Genomic DNA, 22971 nt, shown 5'->3' with positions numbered 1-22971 from the left:
CGATTTAATATCTAAATTTTGATAGCTTTAACGCGTTACATCAGGATAGACCCGACTCGGGCATAGTCTGATAAACAGCAAGATAAACTTGATTAAGTGCCACGTCATGCGCCTTGGCGGCAGCTAGACAATCGTCGAACTCTGGACTATATTTTTCGAGATCGTCATAGTTCACGATTTTGACCCGAATATCGCCGAAGCGCGTGGCTACAGTGATAAAATGACGTGGCATAATGGTGCGCCCCATCGTCTGGTAACGCACACCAACAGTTGCTGTGTGTTTTAAGATCAGATAAGTCATGGCTTGTTGATCGGCTGGATGAATCATGACCGTTAGCTTAATTGCGGGCCGATTTTTCTTCATTTGAATTGGACTGAAAAAGGCATCGAGCGCCCCATTGTCCATCAATAAATCCAAAACCGGCGCTAAACTTTCTGCTGACTGGTCATCAATGTTGGCCTCCAACACTAAAATCTGATCGGTATCGGTTTTAACAACCTGTTGGCTTAGTTTTTTTTTTCGCACAACATCACGCGTAATGCATTGAGTTGCGGTGTTTCCCGATTACCAAAACCATAGCCGACTTTAATGATCGTTTGATCGTCTGGGATTGGACAGAATTGGTCGACAATCGTTTTGACAATCCCCATCCCAGTTGGCGTGATCAATTCGGTCTGCAAGTCTGGGTTTTGTTTAATTGGAATCGCACTACCGACGCGCATTTGCATCACAGCGGGGACTGGTACGGGCATCATGCCATGCGCGACTTTGATAAAGCCACTCCCATCCGTTAATTCGGATGAATAGACTTGATTAACTGCCAATAATTCGAGGGCGACAAACGCTCCAACAATATCGACGATTGAATCAAGCGCCCCAACTTCATGAAAATGAACATCACTTAATGGTAGGTCATGAACGACCGCTTCTGATTGCGCAATTTCTGTAAAAACTTGTTTGGCGTTCGTTTTAACATAATCGCTTAAATCACTGTGATCGATGATGGCTTCAATGTCTTTTAAATGTCGGACGTCATCACCATGGCTGTGCGTGTGTCCATTTGCGTGTTGATGCGTGTGTGCATGGCCAGCTGCGTGTGTATGCGGATGTTGATGCTGTGCCGGTGTTGTTTCAATAAAACCTTCATCCTTGTGCATGGCTTCTGGCAAATGGACGTCAAAATCGGTGCCATAAATACTACTTTTAGCAATCCGTTCTGCATGTAGGTGGTAGCCAGGGACATTCAACTTAGCTAATTCTGTTTCAAACTGTTTGAAATCAACCCCTAAATCGAGCAAAGCGCCGATGAACATGTCCCCACTAATTCCTGAAAATGCGTCTAAATAAAGAGTTCTCATTTGTCATCCTCCGTGTCACTTAAATGATTGATCATACTTGCTGAGTAGCCCGCACCAAAGCCGTTATCGACATTGACGACGGTAATCCCGGACGCACAACTATTGAGCATGGTCATCAGCGCTGTTAGTCCGCCAAAGTTAGTGCCATAGCCAATACTGGTTGGCACGGCAATCAAAGGTTTTTCGATCAACCCACCAACCACACTGGCTAAGGCCCCTTCCATACCGGCGACCACGATGACAACTTGGGCTTGGCGAATTTCATCCAAATGTTCAAACAAGCGATGAATGCCCGCCACACCAACATCATAGATTCGTTTAACTTGATTACCGTATACTTCTGCAGTGACCGCCGCTTCTTCGGCCACTGCCATGTCGGAAGTCCCCGCTGTGACAACGGCGATATAGTGATCCGTGGTTGGTAGTGGGTCAACCATCAGCACTACACATTGCGCCATTTCATAGTACATTGCTGTCGGTTCCGCTTCTTGAATCGCAGCGTACTTTTCTGGGGAAACTCGCGTACATAAAATATTTTCGGCATGTCGTTTTAACGAACCAATGATGCCAATGATTTGGTCCGCCGTTTTACCGGCGCCATAAATCACTTCCGGATAGCCATTGCGCTTTTGCCGACTTAAATCAACCTTGGCAAAGCCTAAATCATCAATGGTCTGCGCATGTGCCAGTTGCTTTGTTGCTTCTGTCACACTGACTTTTTGGTTTGCAACAGCTTCTAAAAGCTGTTGTAGCTCATTTGTTGTGTCCAAACTACTCATTCTTTCTATTGTTATTTCACAATAACCCCTAAACCATCAGGGATCACTGTCACTTTGGCATCTGCCCCTTCAATCTCGTAGGCCCGTTCTAACGCTGCATCTAAACTGGTTGCCAATTCCATATGCATGTCTGTAATTAATTGTGGATCAACCAAATCTGACACGAAAATCACATGATGTTGGACCAGAATCCGAGCCAAGATTTGTGATGTCCATTGATCAGGGACCGTTTCAAGCCGTGGTGTATTGATTGCTTGGTCTAAGAATTCTTTAGGATCCTTAACGTCAGCAATATTGTGATAGAACCCATCACCACCATGCCCGTCACGTGCACCAGCGACCATGATAATCACGCCACCTTGTTTGTTCGTCGCTTCAGCAGCAGTCATCCCTTTAACGGCTTGGTAAATATTTTGATCAAGTGGATAGCCACCATTTGTTGAAATGGCGATATCACAATCGATCTTGTCGACTTCTGATAAACTTTCAACGAAGTCACAGCCTTTTTTGTGCGCTGTTTCTAAATTACCGGCGAATGAACCGATGATGTGCTTGTCTTCATCTAAAACAACGTTCAAGATGAATTCAAGCCCAGCTTGTTTAGCGGCATAAACCATATCTTTGTGGACTGGGTTATGCATTAAATTCCCGGTTCTTGAATAGTGGGAATTGATGAATTCACCTGAGTGGTTGGCCATAATTGTTTTGTATGAAGCCACACCCGGTAAAACAGACTTCCGCCCGCCTGAGAAACCAGCGAAGAAATGGGATTCAATGAAGCCTTCAGAAATCAATAAGTCAGCTTCAACAGCGACTTTATTGATAATGCAATCGCCACCTGATGGCAATTGACCGATTTTCACAACTGAGCTGTCATCGGTTGAAACATGCATGACGATTTCTTCATTTGCAACGATTTCTTCACCATATTTGTTAACCAATTCTTCGTGCGTTGATGGTCGATGGAACCCAGTCGCAACTAAAATCCGAATCCGTGCATCTGGTGCTACAGAACGAATCCGGCTTAGTAAAATCGGCGTGATGATATGTGAAGGAACTGGTCGTGTATGATCAGAACTGATAATCACGATATTCTTTTTCCCTTTAGCCAACTCTTCTAACTTAGGGCTATCAATGGGATTGTCCAATGATTTTTCAACCGTTTCGGCTTCGCTCATTGGATTTTGATACGTAGCAGCTTGTGAAACAAGCTTCCCGGCAAAATTCGCGTCTGCAATATTAGCCGTGATAATTTTTTGATCGTAAGGTAATTTAATGGCTACCAAACTATAGGACTTCCTTTCTCAATGCTGATTGAATGCTTTTTTAAAGCTACGTCCATAGTTATACAGATTTTCTGAAAAGGATGCGGTATAATTTATGAACAACATTTCATTATTACTTTTAGGTGTAACAAATGATAACAACTTTATAGTCTTCAAGACGTATAATTTAGATTAAAGTTATTTAATGATTAGCAGATATAATAAATCAGCACAAAGGGTAGGCAGATGCATTATGGTTTTAACAGACATTGAATTTTTAATTAACTTTTTAGAGGAACGTCACGTCCCAGTGATTACCAAAAAGAAGCACACATACTTGACGTACCACGGTTTGGAAGAACGGTATACTTATATTCTGAAAAAAGGCGTGATTAAAAACTCGATCATTTTACAAGACGGTCGTGAATTCAATCTCTCTTACATTACCCAGCCGGATGTCATTTCACTTTTACGGGATGAAATTTCAAAATATACGGATCAACCGTTTAACGTTCGCGTTGAAACAGAGGAAGCAACTTTCTATCAGATTGACCGCGTGACCTTCTGGAACTACGTGAATGCCACCCCCGAGTTACAGAATTACGTTAAAAATTACTATCGTAAAAAATTATCCGAGAATATTTATCGCTTGCAAAAAATGGTAATGAACGGTAAAAACGGCGGGCTGTGTGCCTTCTTATACAGCTTAATTGATCTCTTTGGTAAGAAACGCCGCGATGGCATCCTGATTGACTTCGTCGTTACAAACGAAGACATTGCCGGCTTCTGCGGAATTAGCTCGCGCAGTAGTGTCAATCGCATGCTCAACCAACTCAAAAAAGACGGCGTGATTGAAACCACCGAGCATAAATTCTTAATCAAAGATGTCAGTTACTTGCTTGATAATATCGCCAATTAGCGATTTGTTAACATATGTAAACATGATTCGTGATTGAAAACGGCTATGAGACGCGTAGCCTTAATAGTCGAGAACAAATCAGCGGAGGTTTTTATGTATGCATATTCCAGATAATTATTTAAGTCCCCAAACGTGTGCCGTGCTTGCAGCGGCCGCTATTCCAGTCATTGGCTTGGCACTCAAGAAAGTTAAATACCAAGTCACCGAAAAAAAAGAAACGGTACCCATGTTAGGGATTTCCGCTTCACTATCGTTTCTGATGATGATGTTTAACGTGCCAATTCCTGGCGGTACAACCGCCCATGCTGTTGGTGCAACCCTATTAGCGATTCTCATTGGGCCGTACGCCGCTAGTCTAGCGGTAACGATTGCACTCATCATGCAGGCCTTTTTATTTGGTGATGGTGGGATTCTCGCACTCGGTGCCAATATTTTCAACATGGCCATTATCATGCCATTTGTCGGCTATAGTCTCTATCGACTATTCCAAAAAGCACACCAGCCCAAAGTGGGAGTCGTAGTTGGCGCATATCTCGGGATTAATGCCGCCGCATTAATGGCCGGTATTGAACTTGGTCTGCAACCACTCGTTGCGCATAACGCAGCTGGCCAACCCATGTATGCCCCTTATCCGTTACACATTGCAATTCCAGCCATGTTGTTCGCTCATTTATTAGTCGCTGGTTGGGTTGAAGCCGGCTTTACCCTCGCCGTTTATCAATTCATTTGCCGGGTTGCACCTAACGAACTGTTCGTTGCACCACGTCAAACAGTTGATCCACAAACCAGCCGTCGTTTACATCGCGCGCTTTACAGTTTCATCGGCCTATTGATTATCTTATCGCCGATTGGCCTATTAGCTAGTGGTACTGCTTGGGGCGAATGGAGCGCAAGCGAACTCGTTACACAACTCAAACATGATCACCTAGGTCACAGTCTACCAAGTGGTATGGCCCATGGCTTAAACTTTAATGCCCTCTTTAGTGACTACACAGTTGCTGGCGTTCCATTATCACTTGGCTACATCTTATCAGCGGTAACAGCCGTCATTGTTTTTTATCTTATCGGAAAACTGGTGATGAATCATTATTCAACTCAATCCTAAATTACCAACTTGGCTTCAAACAACGGAAGCTACGCCCAAAACGGTCGCGCAATTCGACCGTTTTTTAATTCAAAATTTGTGCTTTAGTGATCGTTTGCTGCGGCGCTTTAATCAAACAAAGCCTCAACCTTTAACCGCCCATCAAACGCCTGGTATTCAACTGATTAGTTTATTGGTGACACTCATCATTCTCGTGTTAACCCATAGTCTACTTTTAATTTGGTTGATTGGTTTATTGACGTTAATTCGAATTTGCCGCTTACCAAGCCAGCATTTATGGCCGCTTTTTAAACGCGTCGGTGATATCAGTATCATTGCGATTTTATTAATTCTACCGAATTTTTGGCTCGGCCAAGTCGCCACAACGCTTTTATTTATCGTACGGACTGAAATCATGTTATTAAATATTGCTTTCTTTCTCGAGACGATCACTTGGCCCGCTTTTATTGTTGCTTTACGTCAATTAAGACTCCCCAGTCTGCTCATTTTGACACTCGAAATTAGTCTGAAATACAGCCACTTGCTCGCCCAATTTTTACAAGAATCCCTCTGGGCAATTCGGCTACGCTCAACTGGTAAAAGCCACCAACGACAAAATTTAGTCGGTTCACTGATTGGCCGCCTCTACTTAAGTTCCCGCAACTACATTACCGCTTTATACGATGCGATGATTCTCCGGGGCTACACCGGACAAGTCACCCGACGGACGCCGCTAACAGTGAATCGCTACGACTGGCGCTTAATCAGCTGGGATCTAGGGCTATTTTGCCTATTCTATTTCATTCGGAGGTAATCAGATGCTGAATTTGCAACACATTCACTACGCCTATACGCAAACCGACAGCCTTAACGATATTTCTCTTACCATCGATGCAGGCGAGGCCGTCGCGTTTATGGGGCCTAATGGTTCCGGAAAATCGACGCTGTTTAAATTAATTAACGGTTTGATTCAGCCCAGCGCAGGCCAATATTATTTTAAAGACCAACTTGTCGATGCCCGCTTCCTCAAAAAGCCTGCACAGGCGACTGCCCTCCACCGCGCAATCGGCTTTGTGTTCCAAAATAGTGACGTTCAATTATTTAACGAAACGGTGCGCGCCGAACTCGCTTTTGGTCCAGAACAGATGGGCTTAGCCCCAGATGAAGTGCAAACCCGCGTTGACGATTGCCTCGCGTTGTTACAAATCGAACACTTAGCTGATCGCGTCCCTTATCAACTTTCCGGTGGCGAAAAAAAACTCGTCGCTTTGGGCAGTGTGCTAACGATGAATCCTGAAATAATTGTGCTCGATGAACCATTCAACGGCCTATCAGCCGCCTACCAAACGCTGATTATCCACTTGCTCCAACAACTCAATCAAGCCGGCAAAGGGATTTTAATTGCAAGCCACAACCTGGCTCAAGTCAAACAAGTCGCTAAACGGGTGGTCGTCTTTAATGAAGACCATCAAGTGACCCATGACTTACCACTCGCAAAACTTGAACAAGAACCGGAACTGCAACGAACTTTAGCATTACTCTAAAGAGAGTGTGTTGTAGTTACTGTTAATCGCAGGCATATAACTGATAGCACAAATATGCGGATATCAAAAGCGGCGGATGGCACAAAAATAATTTTTGTGTCATCCGCCGCTTTTGCATTTTATATTAATCGCCTTCGATTTGTAACCATCCCTCTGTCGCATTGACCGTGATTGACTGTCCAATCGGGAAGTAGTTCATTGCTGTTATAACCACCAGTCACCGCTAAAATCGCTTTGACATTGTCATCTATGAAAGCAGCGTGCAAATCGGCAATCCGCGCTTCAATTGGACTAGAATTGAATTGGTCCATTACCAAGACATGCTGCCCAAACGTCACCTGATAACCAAGTGCACTCAATCGATCATTCGCCGGTTGATTAGCCACATATCCGCCAACACTTTGCAAACTATTACTAGGCGCGATGACCCGAATCTCATCACCTTCTGACAATCGTGTAGGAATCATCTTAATTCACGCCTCTCCGTTACCACTTCAAAACGCTCACATAAACAGGCAATTGTCGGCGTAAACACCTGCCCTGCCTCTGCATATTCAGCTTTAAAAAAAGGCTCGTGAACTGAACGCCAATAAGCAAGGGTTCGATCACCCTCGCCCTCTAAAAAGGCATGTTCAGCGTCGACTTGATTATACTTAACAATCGTGCACATTATCGTTTTCGTAATTGCAACCGGCCGGTCTCGTCCATCTAAAATAACATTATAATCCCCCACTTGTGGGACATGCTCATCGGGTTCATACAACTCAATCGCAGAAGTGGTGGCCGTTTTTTGACCGATTATTACCAATCGTGCCAATTCATTGGCCATTTGTTCTGTATTCCCAAATGAATAAATCTCCGCTGGTTGTAAATCAGGTGGTAACTGCTGTTGTTCTATAAAATGTTGCCAATACTGGCTCACTTCTGGTGTCATTGACATCCCCTCTTCCATTCGTAACGTTGTTGTTAGTTTAGCAGAATTTAACCATTTAACCAAAAAAAGAAACTTACCCATTAGGATAAGTTTCTTTTGATATTTTATGCCCACCGACGCATCTTTTTAAGCATCATCGGATAGCTTTTAATTAGGAACCATTGTTTCATCTTACCGGTTGTTTGGTCGGCACGAATCCCAGCAATCCCTTTTTCAAGCATCTGTTCAAAAGTGATTGTTGGTTCTGTCCACTGACCATCAACGTAACACAGTTGGCAATACTGATTTGACTTGGTGCCATCTTGTTCACTACCTTGGTTTTGTGCAGTCAGTGGCATGCCACAACTTTGACAGAATTTTTCCATGGGTGGACTCCTTTAACGTGCTTTTCAAACCATGTTCCTACGTTTAGCCTAATTAGCCAAACAATCGGCTTCGCCGCTTATTCGTCTAATTTTGCTAATCCTCAGAACATAACCAGTTTGAACACACTTATTTTCTTAACGTGCTTTCATCAACAGTTTCCTGCGCTTTGCTACACTTATCAAATCATCGACTATGTCGCTAATTCGTTAAGTTATGCAAATGCTCAGAAGCTAACCGTTGATGACGCACTTCTTTTATTTAACGTGCTTTTCAAACCATATGCCTGTGCCTAGCGACACAAGTCAAACGATTGCTTGCAGCAATCATTCACCTTGTTGGACTAGTGCTCGGAATATACCCGGTTTGAACGCACTTCTTCTTTAACGAGCTTGAACGCACCCATTTTATTTAATATTCTTCAAGAAGTTAAGCAACATCGCTGCTGATTTTTGGCCTGCTTCTACGATGAATTCGTCAAACGTTACGCCGGCTTCTTCGTTGCCGACGTCGCTCATTGCGCGAATGACAACGAATGGAATCTTGAATTGCGTTGCGACTTGACCAATTGCAGCGCCTTCCATTTCACAAGAGAGCGCTTCGGGGTAAATTTCTTTGATTGCCTTGATTTTATCTTGGCTCGCAACAAATTGATCACCGGTGACAATTAAACCAACACGTGGTTGTATGTCAACCGCTTTAGCCGCCGCTTCGATTTGTTGAACAATCTTAGCATCACTTTCAAATCGTTGGGGTTGTTGTGGTAATTGACCTGGTAAGTAACCAAAGGCAGTTGCTTCTGCATCGTGATAAGCGACTTCGCTTGAAATCACGACGTCGCCGATATGAAGGCCTTCACCAATCCCACCAGCTGAACCGGTATTAATCACAACATCTGGTTTTTCTTCGGCTAATAAAATCGCCGTCGTCATCCCAGCTTGCACTTTACCAATTCCTGATTCAACCAACGTCACTTCATGACCGTACAATTGACCTTTATAAAAGGTATTGCCAGCAACCGTGTGTTGTTGCACATCTTCTAATTTTGTTAAAAGCGTCCGAATTTCTTCTTCCATGGCGCAAATGACACTAATTTTCATACTAATTCTCTCCATTCTAAAAAAACATTAACTTTACCATTCTATAGGAAAAAAAGAATCAAGTAAACGATAATAATTAAGCCAAAGGTAATCCCAATCGCCCAATTCAACCGTTTCTTCATTCGTTTAACCGCTGGTGGATCGACTTTCTTAGTCCGACGCGTTGCTGTTTCTGGTTCGTCTTCAGTCACCGCTTTAAGGGCTTCTTTTTGTTGTTCACGTGCATATTCACGTTCTGTCCTGAGGCGCTCTTGATCGCGCTGTTTAAAGGCGGCTTCTTCAGCCTCTTTTTGTTGTCGATATTCTTCGCGCGTCTTAGGTTCATTCGTCATTTCTACCGCTCCTATTTTGCTTGTAATTGCCAGTAATACAACGCCATAATCGTTTTGGCATCACAGATTAAACCATCTGCAACGGCTGCTTGTGCTTCTTCTAACGTCAACTTTTCGACGTTCAAGAACTCATCGTCATCTAGCGAGCGCTTATGCGTGACCGGCGTTAGTGTATCAGTGTAGTATAAAGTCATTAATTCATTTGAAAAACCGGGTGATGAAAAGAAATCCGTCACGTGCACGAGCTTTTGCGTCGTCAAACCCGTTTCTTCATTCAATTCACGTAGTGCGACCTGATCTAAGTTCTTTTCACCTGGATCAATCTTTCCAGCAGGAATTTCTAACGTTTCACGTTGCATGGGGGCGCGCCATTGTCGCACTAAAAGGATGCTGTTATCCGCCGTAATCGGAATAATGCCAACCGCCCCATGATGATAGACAATCTCGCGACTTGCGGTTTGTCCATTTGGCAGTGCCACTTGTTGAACGGCAAGATCAATGATCTGGCCTTTGAATAATGTTTCTTCCGAGAGGACCTTTTCTGTATAATCCATCTGCTAATGCCACCTTTACCGTTTAATCGCTATTATACGCGCATTTAAAATCGTCCGCCATCGTCAATGCTAAATTCAGGTTCACGGCCGAATTAAAAATCCATCCTTAGGCGGATACTCTTTTACCTTAATTCCTGTTAGAATGAAGGCATCAATTAAATCAGGAGCTGACAATTATGTTTAAAAAAATAACGATTTGGTGCACAGGCATGCTCATTACACTTGTCTCAATCCCAATTTTGGCAACATGCTTTGATATTTATGGTGATTGGGATAATTTCATCTGGTTCAGCCTTGGTTTATTATTAGGGCTGATCTACGTTACAATCAGCCTCAAACGGCTTAAACGACAACCAGAATATAAAAAAGATCAGCATATTTCACCACAAATGCTGAAACACTACCAAGATGCTGGCATGAGTGATGACGAAATTGACTTTTTCAGACAAACGATGCAACAAGCCGAAGCGCAAATTAAGGTACTTGCAACCAACATGCAAGCTCTTCCTAAATTACGGGCAATCGATTTAAATCACGATACAACCAAGGTCAGCCAATCGCTTTTTCGTGCGATTGTGAAAGATCCAAAGCGGCTTCACAATGCTGGCGACTTTTTATACCGGCACTTACCATCAATCAATGAACTGACTAGCAAATACATCGAAATTAACCATCATGAAGTCAAGACAGCCGATACCTATCTCGTTTTAGATAAATCGGCTGCGGCAATTGATGCGCTTAGTCAACAGATTCAACAAGACTACGCGGATTTCGTGGCCGAAGACGTCGATGACTTAGACACAGAAGTCTCCGTCGCTCAACAACAAATCACCCCAGATCACAAGGAGGAAGACTAATGTCTGAAACGCCCAATCCAACAAACGATTTAATGAATGATTTATTAAAAGATCCTTTCGACCAAAGTGCGCCAGTTGTCACTGAGGAAGCAGCCCCCCAGGCAGAGGCCTCAATTATCAATAAGCTCTCCCCTGAACAACAAGCACAGGCCGAACAATTGGCACAACAGCTGGACGTCAACGACCAACAAGCCGTCTTGAATTACGGCGCTCAAGCCCAAAAGAAACTCGGCGCTTTCTCCCAAACAATGCTCAACCAAGTCCAAAGCCAAGAAACAGGCGAAATTGGTGACGCATTAACGTCATTGATGTACCGTTTAAACGAAGCCAATCCTGACGAATTACGCGCCGAAGACAGCAACGTTTTCAAGCGGATGTTTGGCAAGATTAAGAAGTCGGTCTATGAAATCACTGCGAAATATCAAAAAATTGGCGCCCAAATTGATGGGATTGCCGTTAAATTGGACAAAGAAAAAAATGCATTAATGCGCGACAATGAGACGCTTGAAACGTTGTATGCGAAGAATAAAGCCTACTTCGATGCACTCAATATTTATATTGCTGCTGGTCAGTTGAAGATTCAAGAATTAGAAACAACGACGATTCCAGAAGCCATGGAACGCGCCAAAAATGACGATAATCAAATGGTCGTGCAAGAAGTTAATGATCTCAATCAATTCAAGAACCGCTTGGAAAAACGAACTTATGATTTAGAATTAGCACGGCAAATCACGTTGCAACAAGCACCACAGATTCGCTTGATTCAAAATACCAACCAAGCATTAGCTGAAAAGATTCAGGCTTCCATTAACACGGCGATTCCACTCTGGAAAAACCAAGTTGCCATCGCCCTCACCCTGCTCCGTCAAAAAGATGCGGTCACTGCACAACGACAAGTGTCTGAAACGACCAATGACCTCTTGAAGAAAAATAGTGCGATGTTGAAGATGTCTTCAATCGAAACCGCCAAAGAAAATGAACGCGGCGTCGTTGATATCGAAACCTTACAGAAAACACAAAATGATCTTGTTGAAACCTTACAAGAAACCCTCAAGATTCAACAAGAAGGCCGCGAAAAACGCCAAGTGGCTGAAAAAGAACTCAACCACATGGAAAATGATCTGCGCGAACACTTATTGGCCTATACCCAAGGTCAAACCGCTGCTAACAGCGGACCAAAAGAAGTTAATTAAATCCACAAAAATAGCGCCGCCCATCTTTTTGATGAGCGGCGCTATTTTTGAATAGTTAAGCTATTTTGCGATGTTTCAACATCCGCCAACCGGTTAGAGCCGTTGCGATTAAACAAATCACTAGCGCAACCATAAAGGCATCATGCATCCCAGCGATGAACACATTCGCGTGACCTGGAATATACCCCGTCACTTTTTGCCCGTAATTGCGACTCATTGCGGCATATAAAACCGTCGTTGACAATGAAATCCCAAAGACCATCCCAAGATTCCGCGCGAGGGCGTTAATCCCGCCAGCAATCCCTAGATCTTCAACACCGACGGAACTCATGACAATCGTGTTATTCGGTGCTTGGAAAATCCCATTCCCAAGCCCAACTAAGCCAACGAAGAACATGAATAACCAGATCGGTGTTTGTAGATTCATCAACATATAACCGACCTGACTGATCGAAATCAACACTAACCCGATAAAGGTTAACATTTCTGGCCCAATTCGATCCGAGATACTCCCGGCAATCGGTGCGACCACCACTTGAACAATTGGGAAAATCATTAAACTGTAACCGGCAAGATTAGGCGCTAAGCCTAGCGCATTTTCCAGATAGAATGGTGAAATCACATTGAAGAAGAAGTTAACGATGAAAATTAAGAACGCACAGAGTAAACTCAAACTAAAATCGATATTTTTAAACAATCTAAACGATAATAATGGCTGTTCTACATGTTGTTCAATCCAAACAAAGATGCCAGCACTAATTAAGGCAACGACAAAGGCCGCTAAAATAATTGGTGAGGTAAATCCAATTTGTTGGCCGATGAAAATGCCGAGGAATAAACTAACAATTAAAACTACAAAACTGGCAAACCCAGCATAGTCAATTTTTTCATGTGTTTTAACAATATCCTTCGGTAAAATAAAATGCCCAAAAATAATGGTTAAAATTCCAATTGGCACGTTAATCCAGAAAATATAGCCCCAACTAAAATGCGCTAAGATTAGCCCACCAATCCCGGGCCCGGCAATGCTACCTAACGCAACGAATGATCCGGTTAACCCCAACGCTCGCCCACGCTCTTTCAGTGGGAAAACCTCGGTAATAATCCCATTATTATTGCTCATCGTCATTGATGCCCCTAAAGCCTGAAGAACGCGTGCACCTAATAACAATGGTAAGCCGCCATTAAAGCCACACAACAAGGAACCAATCACGAATAAGAAGGTTCCAATTTTAAACACTTTGACCTTCCCAAAAGCATCGCCAATTTTACCGAATAATAATAATAAGGCACAAATCATAATCAGATAAATCGACACAATCCATTCCGCTTGATTCATCGGAATCTTTAAATCACGGCTCATGACTGGAAGTGCAATATTAACGATACTGCCATCAAGCGTCGACATGAAGGTAAATAGTCCGACAGCCGTCAATATTCGCCAACGATTTTTTTGAACCTGCGGATTATCCACATAACTTAATGCCATCTGTGAGTCACTTTCTTTCTTTTAAGTTTACTCCGTCTATTATACCGTGGTTTTAGTTAAGGTAGATTGTAAAATTAATCCGAACGCTGTTCGGACAAAAAAGATCAGCTTCCTTTAAAATGGTGTTTACCACAAACCCATCTTTTAGGAGCTGATCTTTTATCTAGTATAACCTATTCCGAACGAATTAAAATCGAAACCTTTTGTGAACTAGGGCTGTCCAATATCCAAATGGGCGTTCGGCTGAACCGATCACCGTCAACAATTTCTTATGAATTATCTCGATGTCAACCTTATCAGGCTGAATTAGCACAAACAGATGCCGAATACAAGCGATCACGATGTGGTCGGAAAACTAAGCTGAGCGATGAGTTAAAGCAAAAAATTCTCAACCATTTACGTCTAAGCTGGTCACCAGGAATGATTGCTCACGAATTTAAACTAGCTACTAAATCTATTTATAATTGGCTAAATCAGGGGAGAATTGGTTTCTCCTTGAATGATCTACCTGAACATGGCGTACGCCAACGGCGTAACGTTGACCAACGATCCAAATATAATCAATCTTTGGGGCGATCAATTGAACAGCGTCCCATGATGATTAATCAACGTAAGCGCATCGGCGATTTTGAACTAGATACAGTCGTTGGTCCTCGTGGGCATAGTAAGGCAGTTTTATTAACTTTAATCGATCGCAAATCACGGTTCCTTTGGGCATACCGGTTAAAAGATCGGACGACAGCGACTGTTAATGAAGCACTAACTAAGTTCCTAACCACTTTTAATGGTCCGGTGCACAGCTTTACTGTGGACCGTGGCACTGAGTTTAGTGGGCTAGTATCACTTGAATCACAATATGGTATTAAGACCTATTACTGCCATGCTTATACGCCAGCTGAACGTGGTAGTAATGAACGCTTTAATCGGAATTTACGTTATTTTTATCCTAAAGGGACTCGTTTTGAGCACATTAGTGCTCAAGATTTAACGACGACGTTACTCCAAATTAACCAGCGACCGCTTAAAATACTCGACTGGCAAACACCGTATCAGGTTATGCTGACAAATTTGTCCAAAAATTCGGATTAAATTTGCAATCTACCATAGTATAACCCCAATCAATAGAATACGCTCATTGTCCATAAAAGCAAACATATGAAAGCGATTCCGATTTTTTAGAGTACGAAAAATAGCCGTCAAACAACGTTTGACGGCTACCTTTGCAGTTGTATTTTGGGGTTATACTATATGATCTACATTCACGAAGAACCCAGTAACATTCAGTATAGATACAAAAGCCTTCATTTAATTTTTGGAACGTCTCTAGTCAGTAACACGTGCTAAGAAGTAATTCTTCTTCCCACGGCGAATAATCACAAACTTGCCATCAAAGCTAGTCATCGGGTCAATCATCGCATCAGTTTCTTGGATACGGTCACCATTAATTGTAATGGCACCATTTTGAACATCTTCACGTGCTTGACGTTTTGAAGATTCAATACCTGTATCCACTAAGAAGTCAACAATGTTTTTAGCTTCTTTACTAATTTCAACTGATGGTGCTTTACCAAAAGCTTGTTCTGCTTCAACAACATCTAAAGCTTTGATATTACCTTCAAAAAGTAATTCAGTAATATGTTCCGCTTCATCTAATGCTTCTTGACCGTGAACAAAACGTGTCACTTCTTGTGCTAAACGTTTTTGTGCTTCACGTTTTTCAGGTTCTGTTGCAACTTTTTGTGCCAATTCTTCAATTTCGTCTTCTTCTAAGAATGTGAAGAATTTAAGGTATTTAATAACATCACGATCATCTTGATTTACCCAGAATTGGTAGAATTCGTATGGTGAAGTCTTTTCAGCATCAAGCCAGATTGCACCACCTGCTGTCTTACCAAACTTAGTTCCGTCAGCTTTCAACATTAATGGAATTGTTAAACCGTATACGGGTTCGTCGCTACCTTCAAGTTTATGAATCATATCAATCCCTGAAGTAATATTGCCCCATTGATCAGCCCCACCAATTTGCAGTTGGATGTTATGTTCATCATGTAAGTGTTTGAAATCAATTGATTGTAGAATTTGGTATGTGAATTCAGTAAATGAAATCCCCACTTCCAAACGACTAGCAACAATATCTTTAGCTAACATTGTATTGATGTTGAAATTCTTACCGTAATCTCTTAAAAAGTCCAACAATGAGATTTTTGATAACCAATCGTAGTTATTAACAAAAGTAACATTGGCATCTTTACCAAATAATTTCCGCATTTGGTTTGATAAAGCTTCAACATTTTTTTGAACCTTTTCCATTGTTTGTAACTGGCGTTCTGAATTACGACCACTTGGATCACCAATTGATCCTGTCCCACCACCGATTAAGATGTATGGGTGATGTCCAGCTAATTGGAATCGCTTCATCATCATGAATGGAATCAAATGACCGATGTGTAAACTATCACCAGTTGGATCAGTCCCACAGTATAAAGAAATCTTGTTGTTTTCTACTAATTCACGCAATCCTTCAGCATCTGTTTGTTGGTTAATCGCATCACGCCATGTTAATTCATCAATAATATTTTTTCTCATCAAAATTTCCTCCTAAATTAAAAAAGTCCCAGCAATCTTTAATAAAATAAAGATTACTGGGACGAAATGTCATTTTTTCGCGGTACCACCCGTGTTATATTTTGAAAGTGCACTTTCAAAATATCACTCTAGATTTTAACGTAAATTCAACGTACGATTTGATAAAACAAAAAGTGTAATTCGACTTAGAAACATATGTCAGGTCTCACCAAATCCCGACTCTCTGTAATAGTGGTTACTAATTCTACTGCGCTTTTCAATCGCTTTATTAACTTATGTGCTTATCATAGTTCACATGATAAATGAAGTCAACACTTTTATGCTATTTTTTTATAAACATGAACGATCTTATTCTAATTTAAATTTAATTAAATTAAATTAGAATAGTCGTATTTAATTCCTCTAAATTAAAGTTTTACAACATTCGCAGCTTGTGCTCCACGTGTGCCTTCAACGATGTCGAATTCGACCGCTTGGCCTTCTTCTAATGACTTGAAGCCTTCGTCTTGGATTGCACTGAAATGTACAAAGATATCGTCTTGACCTTCTGCTGAGATAAAGCCGAAACCTTTTTCATTGTTAAACCATTTTACTGTTCCTTTTTCCATGATGTTACTCCTTTTAAATACACAATTATTATCTAGCCACCAGAATCGGTCATCTAAACAAGTCAATTATACGCGATTTTGTAACCGCATGCAAGCGTAAAATAAATTAATTGAGTTTATATCGGGTCCGCCGTTGATATTGTTCGCCAGGATGCAAAACAATATTACCAAACTCGGTATGATGGATGGCATCTGGCATCATTTGGGCTTCAATCGCCACTGCTTGGTGGGGTTGAATTGCCTGATTTGTTAAGTTTGGTTCGTCCCCGAAGCCATTGGCGGTATAAATAACGATTGCATTCCCTTCTGTATCAATTGTGATCGAGCGGCCACTTTCGGGATCGCGTAAAATCGCATCCGATTTACCCGGCGTTTGATTCAACAGGAATGGATGATCAAAACCACCGACCAATTTAGTTTGCGTATTTTCACTATCAAAAGCGGCTTGCAAAGCTCGCGGTTGACGTAAATCAAAGACAGAGCCCGCAACTGGGACTAATTCCCCGGTTGGTAAGCCGTCTGGTTGAATGGCACCAAAACGGTCACTATCGATTTGCAATGTGTGTTGGCCAACAAATTGATCAAAGTCCCCCGTCAAATTCAGATAGACATGGCATGTTGGGTTAAACAACGTGGTTTTATCAGTCGTTGCTTGATAGTCAATTAGCCATTCATTGGCCTCATTTAGCGTATACGTCGTGGTCACCGCTAAATTACCGGGGAATCCATTTTCACCATCTGGACTCGTTAACATGAAAACGACACTAATCGCATCATCTTTTTCAACCACTGATGATTGCCAGATTTGCGATTCAAAACTATTGGGGCCACCATGATTCGTGTTGGCGCCATTATTAATCGGTGCTTGATAATCATGACCATCGAGTGTAAAAGCACCTTGACCGATGCGGCCAGCTACGCGTCCCACTGTCGCACCAAAATAAGCTTGTTGCTTTACAAAATCCGCTAGGGTGTCATAGCCAATCACAACATTGGCCATCTGACCACTTTGATCCGGCATCACCAAGTGAGTAATCGTTGCGCCGTATTCTGTCACGGCTAATTGATACCCCTGACGATTCTCTAGCCAATACTGCCAAACCGTTTGACCATTTATTTCTCCAAATGCTTCTCGCCAATACTTCATGAATGTCCCTCCTTATAGGTTAAACATGTTGCGTAAATTTAATAAATGCTGCCTGACCTTGTTCGTTGCATTTGAAAACACCAGCGTCTTCTAGAACGCGCATGAACACTTTGCCGACTTCAGTCCGCACTAATTCCGTTACGTTATCTGATGTAATCGATGTGTTAGCGGCTTTAATCGTATCTGCCCATTCTTGATGGTAAGCGGCCATCTGGTTTGGTTGATCGCAGAGATAGTGTTCAACCTCAGCCATTTCATCTTTGAGTCGTGGTGGCAAAATTGCTAAGCCCATCACTTCGATTAAACCAATATTTTCTTTTTTAATATGTTGCACATCTGCATGTGGATGATAAATTCCATCTGGATGTTCTGCAGACGTTTGATTGTCGCGTAGTACCAAATCAATTTCGAATTGACCGTCTCGCATCCGCGCAATCGGCGTAATCGTATGATGTGGTGTGCCGTCTTCTGAGTGGGCTAAGATTTGGACACTTGGATCGCTGTAATTTTGCCAACTAGTTAAAATTTGTGCAGCGAGTGTTTCCAAATGCGTTGCATTCGCACTCGTCAAACGAATGACTGACATTGGCCACTTCACAATTCCCGCCTGAATATCATTATACCCGTTAAAATGTAGTGGTGTCTCGATTGGCGCCTTAGCCATTGGAAAATCGTGACGCCCCCCTTGATAATGTTCATGGGTTAAGATCGAACCACCGACAATCGGTAAATCAGCGTTACTCCCAGCGAAATAGCCGGGGAACTGCTTCACAATCTGTAATAAATTTTTGAAGGTCGTTTCATTAATCACCATTGGTTCGTGTTGACCATCAAGGAAAATCGAATGCTCATTAAAATAAGCATATGGTGAATATTGGAAGCCCCAAGTCTGACCTGCCAATTCAAAACGAATGATGCGATGATTACGCCGTGCTGGGAAATCTAAACGCCCCGTATACCCCTCATTTTCCAGACATAATTGACATTTGGGGTAGCCGGTTTGTTTCATCGTTTTGGCTAACGCAATTTGTTTCGGATCCTTTTCCGGCTTCGATAAATTAATCGTGATTTCTAAGTCGCCATAGTGCGTCGGCACTTGATAAGCGATATTTTTCGCGATTGCGGCCACTTTAACGTAGTCGTTGGCCCGACTTAATTCATAAAAGTCGGCAAGTGCTTGTTGGGGATCACTCTCGTATTGATGCCAAAAATGGCGGTTCACCGCACTTGGTAATGGCGTCACCAAATCCATCAACTTCGCCCCTAAAATATCTTGTTCTGCCGCTAAATTCTCAATCCGGCTATTCGCAACTGCAAGACGCAACAATGCGTCCTTTAATCCGATGAGACTTTGATCAGTCACCGCAACGTTACTGTCCTCTTCACCAACAAGGTCTAAGACGAGATTAAATAAGTACTGTTGGTCTTCTGCTTTATAAAGTGTGTCTTGAAAGATAATCACTTTTTCAATAAATGTTTGAATCAATTCTCTTGCTTGCATATGCTTTCCTCTACCGATCTGCGTATCCTGCTGGATGATTTAAATGCCAATTCCAGGCAGTTTCAATAATTGCTTCCATATTGTCATACTGTGGCGTCCAACCTAAGACTTCGCGTGCTTTGTCACTTGCGGCAATCAAAGTACTTGGATCACCAGCACGACGCGGTGCCATTGTCACAGGAATTGCCTTGCCAGTCACTTTGCGAGCGGCTTCGACAATTTCCATATTTGAAAAACCAGTTGATGAGCCTAAGTTAAAGGCGTTACTATCATGGCCTTCTTCGAGGTAACCGAGGGCCAAAATATGGGCGTCGGCTAAGTCTAACGCGTGGACATAGTCGCGGACGTTAGTGCCATCTGGTGTATCATAATCATCACCAAAGATGGAGAGTTGTTCACGTTTGCCAGCAGCCACTTGTAACACGATTGGTAACAAGTGGGTTTCTGGGTGATGATCTTCACCGATTGAACCATCTGGTTTGGCACCAGCGACATTGAAGTACCGTAATGCAACGAATTTAATACCGTAAGCTCTGTCAGCCCATTTCATCATCGTTTCCATCATTAATTTACTTTCACCATACGGGTTAGTTGGGACTTGTGGGTCGGATTCCTTAATTGGAATTGATTTCGGTTCCCCATAAGTGGCCGCTGTTGATGAAAAGACGATGTGTTTGACGTCGAATTCATTCATCACTTCGAGTAAGGCAGTCATGCCGTATGTGTTATTGTCGAAATATTTAAGTGGTGCTTGCATCGATTCGGGCACGATTGAGAAAGCGGCGAAATGAATCACACCGCTGACTTTTTCTTGTTGGAAGACGCTGCGCATGAAATCTTTGTCGCGAATATCGCCTTGGTAAAAGCGCGCTTGTGAATTAATGGCGGCTTGATGGCCGGTGACGAGACTGTCGACAACGGCCACATCCGTGCCGCGTTGAATTAATTGATCAACGGTGTGTGAGCCGATGTAGCCGGCGCCACCTAATACTAAAACTGTCATCTTATCATTCTCCTCTTCAGTTGACTGATTAACCTAATTTTTTAGCGCCATCGGCAATTTCTGCCACGTAGAAACTTGGCGCATACCCAATCTTGTCTGTATAAACTTTAGCAACATTCGTTTCAAAGTTGTCGACTTGGTCTTTAGCAACAATTGCAATCGCACAACCCCCAAAGCCCGCACCAGTCATCCGAGCGCCTAAGACCCCTGGTTGTTGCCAAGCGGTTTGAACGAGTGTGTCTAATTCGATCCCAGTCACTTCATAATCAAATTGCAATGACACGTGTGACGCATTAACTAATTTGCCGAAACGTTCAAGGTCGTTGTTCTTCAGGGCTTCGCGGGCCTTCATTGTCCGTTGGTTTTCAGAAACCGCATGGCGTGCACGTTTCAACAAGTTTTCATCTTGTAGCATGTATGTTTGTAAATCAAAGGTTTCGTTATCTAAATCGCCCAATGATTGAATATCATTCTTCGTTTGTAAAATGGCTAAGGCCTTTTCACATTCACTGCGACGTTCATTATATTTTGAATCGGCCAATTCACGGCGTTTATTAGTGTTCATGATAATAATCACGTTGTCTTGCAAATCAATTGGGACTAAATCGTAATCCAATGTGTTCGTGTCTAGTAAGATGGCATGGTTGGCTTTGCCCATTCCAACGGCAAATTGATCCATGATGCCTGAGTTAACGCCGATAAATTTATTTTCAACCATGACACCGGTTTTAACAAGGTCGACACGGTCAATTTCTAAATTGAATTGGTCTTCTAGAATCACACCCATTAATAATTCAATTGATGCGGATGATGATAAGCCAGCGCCGTTTGGAATATTGCCTTTTAAATAAATGTCCAAACCACTGTCGATTGTGTAACCTTGTTCTTGAAGGTAAACAATCATCCCTTTTGGATAGTTCGCCCAGTTGTGGGCCTTTTGATAAGATAAGTCGCTGAGGTCAAATGAAATGACACCCGCATCTTCAAAGTTCCCAGATAATAAATTGATTGTTTGGTCATCACGTTTAGCAACGACTGCATATGTGCCCAATGTAATCGCGGTTGGGAAAACATGCCCGCCGTTGTAATCAGTATGTTCACCAATCAAGTTAATCCGACCTGGTGCGAAGTAGCTCGCTTCCGGTGCTTTGTGGAATGCGTTTTCGAATGCGGTATTTAATTCTGTCATGTTCATAGTAAATTCCTCCTTTATTAATCGCTTTCATTTTACTAAACATTTACTAAAAAATCAATCTTTTTTGTTAACTATCGCTTTCTTTTCATTGGTTATGCTAAACTAAGTAATAGTAAACATTGAATTGAGAGGTGCACCTTGGCAACGATCAAAGATATTGCTCAACTCGCTAACGTTTCGAATGCAACCGTTTCGCGGGTCCTAAATTATGATCAAACACTTTCGGTTGGCGATGAGACCCGGCAACGGATTTTCGAAGCCGCCGAAAGTTTAAACTATCGTAAAAACACGCGCAAAATGAACCAGCAACGCGGACGCATTGCGATTGTTGAATGGTATACCGCTAAAGAAGAATTGGAAGATCTATACTACCTCTCCATCCGACTTGGCGTTGAAAAGAAACTCAAAGAACTTGGTTATGACGTAACACGCTTCTTTCAAAACGATCCATTTGATACGCTCCATGATGCTACGGGTGCTGTGGTAATTGGTAAGTACAGCCCTGCGCAGATTAAGCGCCTAAAAAAACTCAACCACAACCTCGTCTTCGTCGACATGAACACGCTCGATTGTGAAGTCAGCTGTGTGATGACCGACTTCAAAACACCAATTAAATCCGTAATCAATCATTTTACAACCGCCGGCTTAACTAAAATTGGTATGTTAACTGGTCAAGAGAGCACTGCTGATAATACTAAATTGGGACCGGATCCCCGTTTTATTCATTTTAAGACGTTACTCAAAGCTCAAAAAAACTATCACCCCGATTGGATTTTAACCGGTGACTTTACACCCGAATCAGGTTACCAACTCATGATACAATTATTACAAGACCAAAGTTCCGATTTACCAGAAGCCCTCTTCATCGCCAATGATGCAATGGCAGTCGGCGCTTTACGCGCCTTACATGAATCAGGCATCAAAGTCCCTGAACAACTCAGCCTGATTAGTTTCAACGATACCTCAATTTGCCAATACACGTTCCCTACTTTAAGTTCCGTTAAAGTTTACACTGAACAAATGGGCCAATCAGCTGCCGAGTTATTGGTTAAACAACTCGCCGCTAGCGAAATTATCCCCCAAGTCATTACGATTGGCACGACGCTGACACTACGCAATAGTTCAAAATAATACCTTCAGCCCACCGATGATCAATTCA

The 22971-nt window shown here is 42.4% G+C and carries 25 protein-coding genes and 1 other annotated feature; of the genes, 8 read left to right on the top strand and 17 right to left on the bottom strand.

Going from position 1 to position 22971, the window contains the following annotated elements; translation table 11 throughout:
• Positions 1 to 40 precede the first annotated feature (40 nt).
• From larC2 to larA, 4 genes are read right to left on the bottom strand one after another with little or no spacing between them, the layout of a single operon-like run.
• Positions 41 to 526, bottom strand: coding sequence for a nickel pincer cofactor biosynthesis protein LarC2 (gene larC2 / locus LCU_RS10140; RefSeq protein WP_056966098.1), 486 nt, complete (start codon positions 524 to 526; stop codon positions 41 to 43).
• Positions 508 to 1359 (bottom strand): nickel pincer cofactor biosynthesis protein LarC, encoded by an 852-nt coding sequence (gene larC, locus LCU_RS10135; RefSeq protein WP_056966100.1) that lies wholly within the window; start codon positions 1357 to 1359, stop codon positions 508 to 510. Before larC ends, larC2 begins: the two co-directional genes overlap by 19 nt.
• A complete protein-coding gene (larB, locus tag LCU_RS01685; protein ID WP_056966102.1) occupies positions 1356 to 2138 on the bottom strand; it encodes a nickel pincer cofactor biosynthesis protein LarB in 783 nt (260 codons plus the stop codon). Before larB ends, larC begins: the two co-directional genes overlap by 4 nt.
• 11 nt (positions 2139 to 2149) lie before the next feature.
• A complete protein-coding gene (larA, locus tag LCU_RS01680; protein ID WP_056966104.1) occupies positions 2150 to 3424 on the bottom strand; it encodes a nickel-dependent lactate racemase in 1275 nt (424 codons plus the stop codon).
• 232 nt (positions 3425 to 3656) lie between these two features.
• Between larA and LCU_RS01675 the strand changes: the two genes are divergently transcribed.
• The 4 genes from LCU_RS01675 (at position 3657) to LCU_RS01660 (ending at position 6950) form a co-directional block, all read left to right on the top strand.
• A complete protein-coding gene (locus LCU_RS01675; RefSeq protein ID WP_004270499.1) occupies positions 3657 to 4322 on the top strand; it encodes a Crp/Fnr family transcriptional regulator in 666 nt (221 codons plus the stop codon).
• A gap of 97 nt (positions 4323 to 4419) precedes the next feature.
• On the top strand, positions 4420 to 5427 hold the full coding sequence (gene cbiM / locus LCU_RS01670) for a cobalt transporter CbiM (RefSeq protein WP_056966105.1): 1008 nt from the start codon (positions 4420 to 4422) through the stop codon (positions 5425 to 5427).
• 76 nt (positions 5428 to 5503) lie between these two features.
• Entirely contained in the window at positions 5504 to 6220 is a 717-nt protein-coding gene (locus LCU_RS01665; RefSeq protein ID WP_054644310.1) for an energy-coupling factor transporter transmembrane component T, read from the top strand.
• Positions 6221 to 6224: 4 nt separating this feature from the next.
• Complete coding sequence (locus tag LCU_RS01660) at positions 6225 to 6950, top strand: energy-coupling factor ABC transporter ATP-binding protein (RefSeq protein ID WP_004270501.1); 726 nt, start codon at positions 6225 to 6227, stop codon at positions 6948 to 6950.
• Positions 6951 to 7069: 119 nt separating this feature from the next.
• Here the strand turns inward: LCU_RS01660 and LCU_RS01655 are convergent, their stop codons facing one another.
• The 6 genes from LCU_RS01655 to LCU_RS01630 form a co-directional block, all read right to left on the bottom strand.
• Complete coding sequence (locus LCU_RS01655; RefSeq protein ID WP_054644292.1) at positions 7070 to 7417, bottom strand: LD-carboxypeptidase; 348 nt, start codon at positions 7415 to 7417, stop codon at positions 7070 to 7072.
• The gene (locus tag LCU_RS01650) at positions 7414 to 7884 is read right to left on the bottom strand and encodes an ASCH domain-containing protein (protein WP_004270498.1); all 471 of its coding nucleotides are present in this window, start codon (positions 7882 to 7884) and stop codon (positions 7414 to 7416) included. Before LCU_RS01650 ends, LCU_RS01655 begins: the two co-directional genes overlap by 4 nt.
• 104 nt (positions 7885 to 7988) lie before the next feature.
• On the bottom strand, positions 7989 to 8249 hold the full coding sequence (locus LCU_RS01645; protein WP_004271133.1) for a zinc ribbon domain-containing protein: 261 nt from the start codon (positions 8247 to 8249) through the stop codon (positions 7989 to 7991).
• 405 nt (positions 8250 to 8654) lie between these two features.
• The gene (locus tag LCU_RS01640; RefSeq protein ID WP_054644291.1) at positions 8655 to 9347 is read right to left on the bottom strand and encodes a 5'-methylthioadenosine/adenosylhomocysteine nucleosidase; all 693 of its coding nucleotides are present in this window, start codon (positions 9345 to 9347) and stop codon (positions 8655 to 8657) included.
• A gap of 41 nt (positions 9348 to 9388) precedes the next feature.
• Complete coding sequence (locus LCU_RS01635) at positions 9389 to 9679, bottom strand: hypothetical protein (protein WP_004271135.1); 291 nt, start codon at positions 9677 to 9679, stop codon at positions 9389 to 9391.
• An 11-nt stretch (positions 9680 to 9690) separates the two neighbouring features.
• Entirely contained in the window at positions 9691 to 10233 is a 543-nt protein-coding gene (locus LCU_RS01630; RefSeq protein ID WP_039099553.1) for an NUDIX hydrolase, read from the bottom strand.
• Between the two features lie 176 nt (positions 10234 to 10409).
• On the opposite strand from LCU_RS01630, the gene LCU_RS01625 reads away from it, so the two are divergent.
• Together LCU_RS01625 and LCU_RS01620 are read left to right on the top strand one after the other, a co-directional pair.
• Positions 10410 to 11090 carry a 5-bromo-4-chloroindolyl phosphate hydrolysis family protein gene (locus LCU_RS01625; RefSeq protein WP_004271132.1) on the top strand — a complete coding sequence of 227 codons (681 nt, stop codon included), beginning with the start codon at positions 10410 to 10412 and terminating at the stop codon, positions 11088 to 11090.
• Positions 11090 to 12283, top strand: a complete 1194-nt coding sequence (locus LCU_RS01620) for a toxic anion resistance protein (RefSeq protein WP_004271134.1) — start codon at positions 11090 to 11092, stop codon at positions 12281 to 12283. Before LCU_RS01625 ends, LCU_RS01620 begins: the two co-directional genes overlap by 1 nt.
• A gap of 55 nt (positions 12284 to 12338) precedes the next feature.
• On the opposite strand, the gene LCU_RS01615 is transcribed toward LCU_RS01620, so the two are convergent.
• Positions 12339 to 13772: an MFS transporter gene (locus tag LCU_RS01615; RefSeq protein ID WP_056966999.1), complete on the bottom strand. Its 1434-nt coding sequence runs from the start codon at positions 13770 to 13772 to the stop codon at positions 12339 to 12341.
• A gap of 168 nt (positions 13773 to 13940) precedes the next feature.
• Between LCU_RS01615 and LCU_RS01610 the strand changes: the two genes are divergently transcribed.
• Positions 13941 to 14861 (top strand): IS30-like element ISLpl1 family transposase, encoded by a 921-nt coding sequence (locus LCU_RS01610; RefSeq protein ID WP_128486080.1) that lies wholly within the window; start codon positions 13941 to 13943, stop codon positions 14859 to 14861.
• 234 nt (positions 14862 to 15095) lie between these two features.
• Here LCU_RS01610 and tyrS read toward each other — a convergent pair whose 3' ends face one another.
• From tyrS to LCU_RS01580, 6 genes are all read right to left on the bottom strand, one after another.
• A complete protein-coding gene (tyrS, locus tag LCU_RS01605) occupies positions 15096 to 16358 on the bottom strand; it encodes a tyrosine--tRNA ligase (protein WP_056967161.1) in 1263 nt (420 codons plus the stop codon).
• A gap of 54 nt (positions 16359 to 16412) precedes the next feature.
• Positions 16413 to 16627, bottom strand: a binding site (T-box leader).
• Positions 16628 to 16765: 138 nt separating this feature from the next.
• Positions 16766 to 16966 (bottom strand): cold-shock protein, encoded by a 201-nt coding sequence (locus LCU_RS01600; protein ID WP_054644722.1) that lies wholly within the window; start codon positions 16964 to 16966, stop codon positions 16766 to 16768.
• 106 nt (positions 16967 to 17072) lie between these two features.
• Complete coding sequence (locus tag LCU_RS01595; RefSeq protein WP_004270983.1) at positions 17073 to 18113, bottom strand: aldose epimerase family protein; 1041 nt, start codon at positions 18111 to 18113, stop codon at positions 17073 to 17075.
• A 19-nt stretch (positions 18114 to 18132) separates the two neighbouring features.
• Complete coding sequence (gene galT, locus LCU_RS01590) at positions 18133 to 19614, bottom strand: UDP-glucose--hexose-1-phosphate uridylyltransferase (protein WP_056967120.1); 1482 nt, start codon at positions 19612 to 19614, stop codon at positions 18133 to 18135.
• Positions 19615 to 19624: 10 nt separating this feature from the next.
• Positions 19625 to 20617 carry a UDP-glucose 4-epimerase GalE gene (galE, locus tag LCU_RS01585; protein WP_128486079.1) on the bottom strand — a complete coding sequence of 331 codons (993 nt, stop codon included), beginning with the start codon at positions 20615 to 20617 and terminating at the stop codon, positions 19625 to 19627.
• A 28-nt stretch (positions 20618 to 20645) separates the two neighbouring features.
• Complete coding sequence (locus LCU_RS01580) at positions 20646 to 21812, bottom strand: galactokinase (protein WP_039099501.1); 1167 nt, start codon at positions 21810 to 21812, stop codon at positions 20646 to 20648.
• 138 nt (positions 21813 to 21950) lie between these two features.
• Here LCU_RS01580 and LCU_RS01575 point away from each other — a divergent pair, with 138 nt between their 5' ends.
• Positions 21951 to 22943, top strand: a complete 993-nt coding sequence (locus LCU_RS01575) for a LacI family DNA-binding transcriptional regulator (protein ID WP_056966967.1) — start codon at positions 21951 to 21953, stop codon at positions 22941 to 22943.
• Positions 22944 to 22971: the final 28 nt, after the last annotated feature.

Origin of the sequence: Latilactobacillus curvatus JCM 1096 = DSM 20019 (genome assembly GCF_004101845.1) — a bacterium.
Taxonomy (GTDB): domain Bacteria; phylum Bacillota; class Bacilli; order Lactobacillales; family Lactobacillaceae; genus Latilactobacillus; species Latilactobacillus curvatus.
This window is presented reverse-complemented; position numbering and strand designations above follow the sequence as displayed.

Bases quoted from the DNA above. Each gene is read 5' to 3' on its own strand.
- larC (WP_056966100.1), bottom strand. From the start codon at position 1,359: ATGAGAACTCTTTATTTAGACGCATTTTCAGGAATTAGTGGGGACATG.
- larB (WP_056966102.1), bottom strand. From the start codon at position 2,138: ATGAGTAGTTTGGACACAACAAATGAGCTACAACAGCTTTTAGAAGCT.
- LCU_RS01675 (WP_004270499.1), top strand. From the start codon at position 3,657: ATGGTTTTAACAGACATTGAATTTTTAATTAACTTTTTAGAGGAACGT.
- cbiM (WP_056966105.1), top strand. From the start codon at position 4,420: ATGCATATTCCAGATAATTATTTAAGTCCCCAAACGTGTGCCGTGCTT.
- LCU_RS01660 (WP_004270501.1), top strand. From the start codon at position 6,225: ATGCTGAATTTGCAACACATTCACTACGCCTATACGCAAACCGACAGC.
- LCU_RS01655 (WP_054644292.1), bottom strand. From the start codon at position 7,417: ATGATTCCTACACGATTGTCAGAAGGTGATGAGATTCGGGTCATCGCG.
- LCU_RS01650 (WP_004270498.1), bottom strand. From the start codon at position 7,884: ATGACACCAGAAGTGAGCCAGTATTGGCAACATTTTATAGAACAACAG.
- LCU_RS01645 (WP_004271133.1), bottom strand. From the start codon at position 8,249: ATGGAAAAATTCTGTCAAAGTTGTGGCATGCCACTGACTGCACAAAAC.
- LCU_RS01640 (WP_054644291.1), bottom strand. From the start codon at position 9,347: ATGAAAATTAGTGTCATTTGCGCCATGGAAGAAGAAATTCGGACGCTT.
- LCU_RS01635 (WP_004271135.1), bottom strand. From the start codon at position 9,679: ATGACGAATGAACCTAAGACGCGCGAAGAATATCGACAACAAAAAGAG.
- LCU_RS01630 (WP_039099553.1), bottom strand. From the start codon at position 10,233: ATGGATTATACAGAAAAGGTCCTCTCGGAAGAAACATTATTCAAAGGC.
- LCU_RS01625 (WP_004271132.1), top strand. From the start codon at position 10,410: ATGTTTAAAAAAATAACGATTTGGTGCACAGGCATGCTCATTACACTT.
- LCU_RS01620 (WP_004271134.1), top strand. From the start codon at position 11,090: ATGTCTGAAACGCCCAATCCAACAAACGATTTAATGAATGATTTATTA.
- LCU_RS01615 (WP_056966999.1), bottom strand. From the start codon at position 13,772: ATGGCATTAAGTTATGTGGATAATCCGCAGGTTCAAAAAAATCGTTGG.
- tyrS (WP_056967161.1), bottom strand. From the start codon at position 16,358: ATGAGAAAAAATATTATTGATGAATTAACATGGCGTGATGCGATTAAC.
- LCU_RS01600 (WP_054644722.1), bottom strand. From the start codon at position 16,966: ATGGAAAAAGGAACAGTAAAATGGTTTAACAATGAAAAAGGTTTCGGC.
- LCU_RS01595 (WP_004270983.1), bottom strand. From the start codon at position 18,113: ATGAAGTATTGGCGAGAAGCATTTGGAGAAATAAATGGTCAAACGGTT.
- galT (WP_056967120.1), bottom strand. From the start codon at position 19,614: ATGCAAGCAAGAGAATTGATTCAAACATTTATTGAAAAAGTGATTATC.
- galE (WP_128486079.1), bottom strand. From the start codon at position 20,617: ATGACAGTTTTAGTATTAGGTGGCGCCGGCTACATCGGCTCACACACC.
- LCU_RS01580 (WP_039099501.1), bottom strand. From the start codon at position 21,812: ATGAACATGACAGAATTAAATACCGCATTCGAAAACGCATTCCACAAA.